At 71.8% G+C, this 3635-nt stretch carries 3 protein-coding genes; 1 reads left to right on the top strand and 2 read right to left on the bottom strand.

Features of this window, described 5'->3' with window-relative positions:
• Window positions 1-447 (top strand): isocitrate lyase/phosphoenolpyruvate mutase family protein (locus tag GT042_RS12520; RefSeq protein ID WP_202532686.1); only part of this gene is annotated, 447 nt, incomplete at its 5' end.
• Between the two features lie 35 nt (window positions 448-482).
• Here GT042_RS12520 and GT042_RS12515 read toward each other — a convergent pair.
• Entirely contained in the window at window positions 483-3056 is a 2574-nt protein-coding gene (locus GT042_RS12515; RefSeq protein WP_161308781.1) for an ATP-dependent Clp protease ATP-binding subunit, read from the bottom strand.
• A gap of 236 nt (window positions 3057-3292) precedes the next feature.
• The coding region (locus GT042_RS12510) for an ROK family protein (RefSeq protein ID WP_161308780.1) at window positions 3293-3635 on the bottom strand (343 nt) is incomplete at its 5' end.

The following is a 3635-nucleotide window of genomic DNA, read 5'->3' as shown; positions in this document are numbered from 1 at the left end:
CAGGCCGCCCGCATCGCCGCCGCGCGGGCCGCCGCCGAGGCCACCGGCGTACCCCTGTTCATCAACGCCCGCACGGACACCTACCTGTCGGGCGCGCTGGACGCGTCCGTACGCCTCCGCGAGACGCTGGACCGGGCGCGTACGTACCTGTCGGCCGGAGCCGACGGCATCTTTGTCCCCGGCATCACCGACCTGGCCGAGGTCGCCGCCCTGACGGAGGGGATCGACGCCCCCGTCAACATCCTCGTCGGGTCCGGCGCGCCCTCCGTCGCCGACCTCGCGCGGTGCGGGGTCGCCCGGGTCAGCCTGGGTTCGTCGGTCGTCCTGTCCGCGTACGCCGTCGTCCGCCGCGCCACCGAGGAACTGCTGGCCACCGGCACCTACGGCGACCTTGCCGACGGCCTGGACTACGGGGAGCTCAACGCCCTGATGCGGCAGGCCGGCTGAGTGGTCGGCCTGCCTCCGCGCACCCGGGTCCCGGGTCAGACCATCGCCGTCGTGTGGAACGCCAGCCGCTCCTCCTCGACGGTCACCCGCACATGTGCCCCGGGGGCGAGCGCGCCGTCCAGCAGCAGCCGGGACAGCGCGTTGTCGACCTCACGCTGGATGGTGCGGCGCAGCGGACGGGCGCCGTACTCGGGCTGATGGCCGCGCCGCGTGATCCAGTCGACGGCCTCCGGCGCGAACTCGATGGTGATGTCCTGCGCGCGCAGCCGCCGGCGGGTGGCCTCCAGGAGCAGTCCGGTCACCTCCCTGAGCTGCTCGTCGGTGAGGCGGCGGAAGATGATGACCTCGTCCAGGCGGTTGAGGAACTCCGGCCGGAAGTGCTCCCGCAGCGCACCGAGCGCCCGTTCCTCGGCCGCCGACCGGGTCTGCGAACCGCCCGCGCCGCCCGGCTGCCCCGTGTCCGAGGCGTCCGGGGAGGCGAAGCCGAGCGCCCCGCGGCTCCCGCTGAGGGCATCAGAACCCAGGTTGCTCGTCATGACGACGACCGTGTTCTTGAAGTCGACCCGGCGGCCCTGGGAATCCGTCAGATGCCCTTCGTCGAAGACCTGGAGCAGCAGGTTGAAGACATCGGGGTGCGCCTTCTCCACCTCGTCGAGCAGGAGCAGCGAGTACGGATGCCGGCGCACGGCCTCCGTCAGCTGGCCCGCGTCCTCGTGGCCCACGTATCCCGGCGGGGCACCCACCAGCCGGCTGACGGTGTGCCGTTCCTGGTACTCGCTCATGTCGACGCGCACCATCCGGTCCTCGCTGCCGAACAGCGCCTCGGCGAGCGCCCGCGCCAGTTCGGTCTTCCCCACCCCGGTCGGCCCGAGGAAGAGGAAGCTGCCGATGGGACGGTTGGGGTCGGCCAGACCGGCCCGCGAGCGCAGGATGGCGTCCGACACCGCCGTGACCGCCGCGTCCTGCCCCACGACCCGGGTGTGCAGGTGGTCCTCGATGCCGAGGAGCCGGGTCTTCTCCTCCTCGGTCAGACTGCTCACCGGGATACCGGTCTGTCGGGACACGATCTCCGCGATGTCCTCCGCGGACACCTCCACGATGTGCCCGTCGCCCTCGCTCCGGCCGTCCTCCGCCCCGATCCGGTCGATCAGCTCGTTGATCCGGTCCCGCAGTTCGGTGGCCCGTTCGTACTGCTCCGAGGCGACCGCCTGGTCCTTGTCCCTGGTCAGCTGCTCCGCCTCGCGTTCAAGGTCCCGTACGTCCGTGGCCTTGGTGCGCGAACGCAGCCGGACCCGGGCCCCGGCCTGGTCGATCAGGTCGATCGCCTTGTCCGGCAGGAAACGCTCGGTGAGGTACCGGTCGGAGAGTTCGACGGCCGCGAGCAGCGCCTCGTTGGTGTAGCGGACCTGGTGGTGGGCCTCGTACCGGTCCTGAAGACCGCGCAGGATCTCCACCGTGTCCTCCGCGGACGGCTCCGGCACCAGGATCGCCTGGAAGCGGCGGGCCAGCGCGGCGTCCTTCTCGATGTAACGGCGGTACTCCTCCAGGGTGGTGGCGCCGATCACGTGCAGCTCACCCCGCGCGAGAGCCGGCTTGAGCATCTGGCTCGCGTCGCTGCCGGACCCCTCGGAGCCACCGCCTCCGGCGCCGACGACCGTGTGCAGCTCGTCGATGAAGACGATCAGCTCGTCGGAGTGGGAGCGGATCTCGTCGATGATGGCGTTGAGCCGCTCCTCGAAATCACCCCGGAAACGGGTCCCGGCCACCACCCCCGACAGGTCGAGCGCGACGACCCGCCGGTCGTGCAGGGTGCCGGGCACCTCCCCGTCGCCGATGCGCTGCGCGAGGCCCTCCACGATGGCCGTCTTGCCGACCCCGGCGTCACCGATGAGGACCGGGTTGTTCTTGCCGCGCCGGGAGAGCACCTCGACGGTCTGCTCGATCTGCTCCTCACGGCCGATGACCGGGTCGATCCGGCCCGACCGGGCGAGATCGGTGAGATCGCGGCTGTACTTGTCGAGGGTCGGCGTACCGTGCTGCTGTACCGCGCCCTGCTCCATGCCGGGCGGCTGCGGCCCGACACCGCCGTACGGGGCGGCGGGCGGCGTGAAGCGGACCACGTTCAGGATGCGCCCCGCCGCCGAGTCGGGATTGGCCGCGAGCGCCCCGAGGACATGCTCGGGACCGATGTACGAGGAGCCGGTCGCCCGCGCCAGTTCGTGGGCGCCGAGCAGCGCCCGCTTGACCGCCGGGGTGACGGAGACCGACTTCTGCTGCGGTCCCGAGCCCACACTCCGGTCGATCTCCGCGACCAGGGCGTCGGGATTCGCACCCGCCTGCTCCAGCAGGGCGCGGGTCGGCTCGGCCGTGAGCGCCGCGTGCAGGAGGTGTTCCGTGCCCAGTTCCGGGCTGCCGTGCTCCGCCGCGTAACTGGCCGCCGACGCGACCAGCTCCCGGGCCGGTTCGCTCATCAGCCGGGCGATGTCCGCCTGACGCGGCGGGGGCCGTCCCGGGCCGCCGGCGTTCGCACCGGTACCCAGGATGCGGGAGAGGAAGTCACTGAACGGGTCGGGGCCGTAGCCCTCCGGACCCATGAATCCGCTGCTCATGTGTGTCCGATCCGCTGTCACGGCTCCACCGCGACCAGCTGCGCCGTGGGGGCCGCCTGTATGCCCCTGTACCTGTACGTATCCGTACCTGCGCGCGCGTTTACCCCATGTGCGACTTTCATCCTAGTCGCACATCGCGGGAAGCACCGCTGCGGGCGGCGGCCGTGAGGGTCGAGCAGGTGGGGCGGGCAGATGGGGCGGGCAGGTGGGGCGAGCAGTGGGCCGGGGGAGTGCGGTCAGTCCGGGTGGGGCCAGACCCCTCCGCCGTACGAGAGCTCGCTGGCCAGCAGCGCCGCGCCGACGACCCCGGCCCGCGGCCCCAGCTCCGACATGACGATCGGCAGGTTGCCCGTGGCGAGCGGGAGCGAACGCTTGTACACCACGCTGCGGATCTCCGACAGCAGGACGTAACCGAGCCCCGACAGCCCGCCGCCGATCACGATCATGGACGGGTTCATGAAGCTGACCAGGGTGGCGAGAACCTGCCCCACCCGGTGGCCGCCGTCCCGGATGAGGTTCACACACGTACTGTCACCGCCCGCGGCGCACTCGCCGACGTCGACGGCGGTCAGCGTGCCC

Origin of the sequence: Streptomyces sp. SID3212 (genome assembly GCF_009865405.1) — a bacterium.
GTDB lineage: Bacteria > Actinomycetota > Actinomycetes > Streptomycetales > Streptomycetaceae > Streptomyces.
This window is presented reverse-complemented; position numbering and strand designations above follow the sequence as displayed.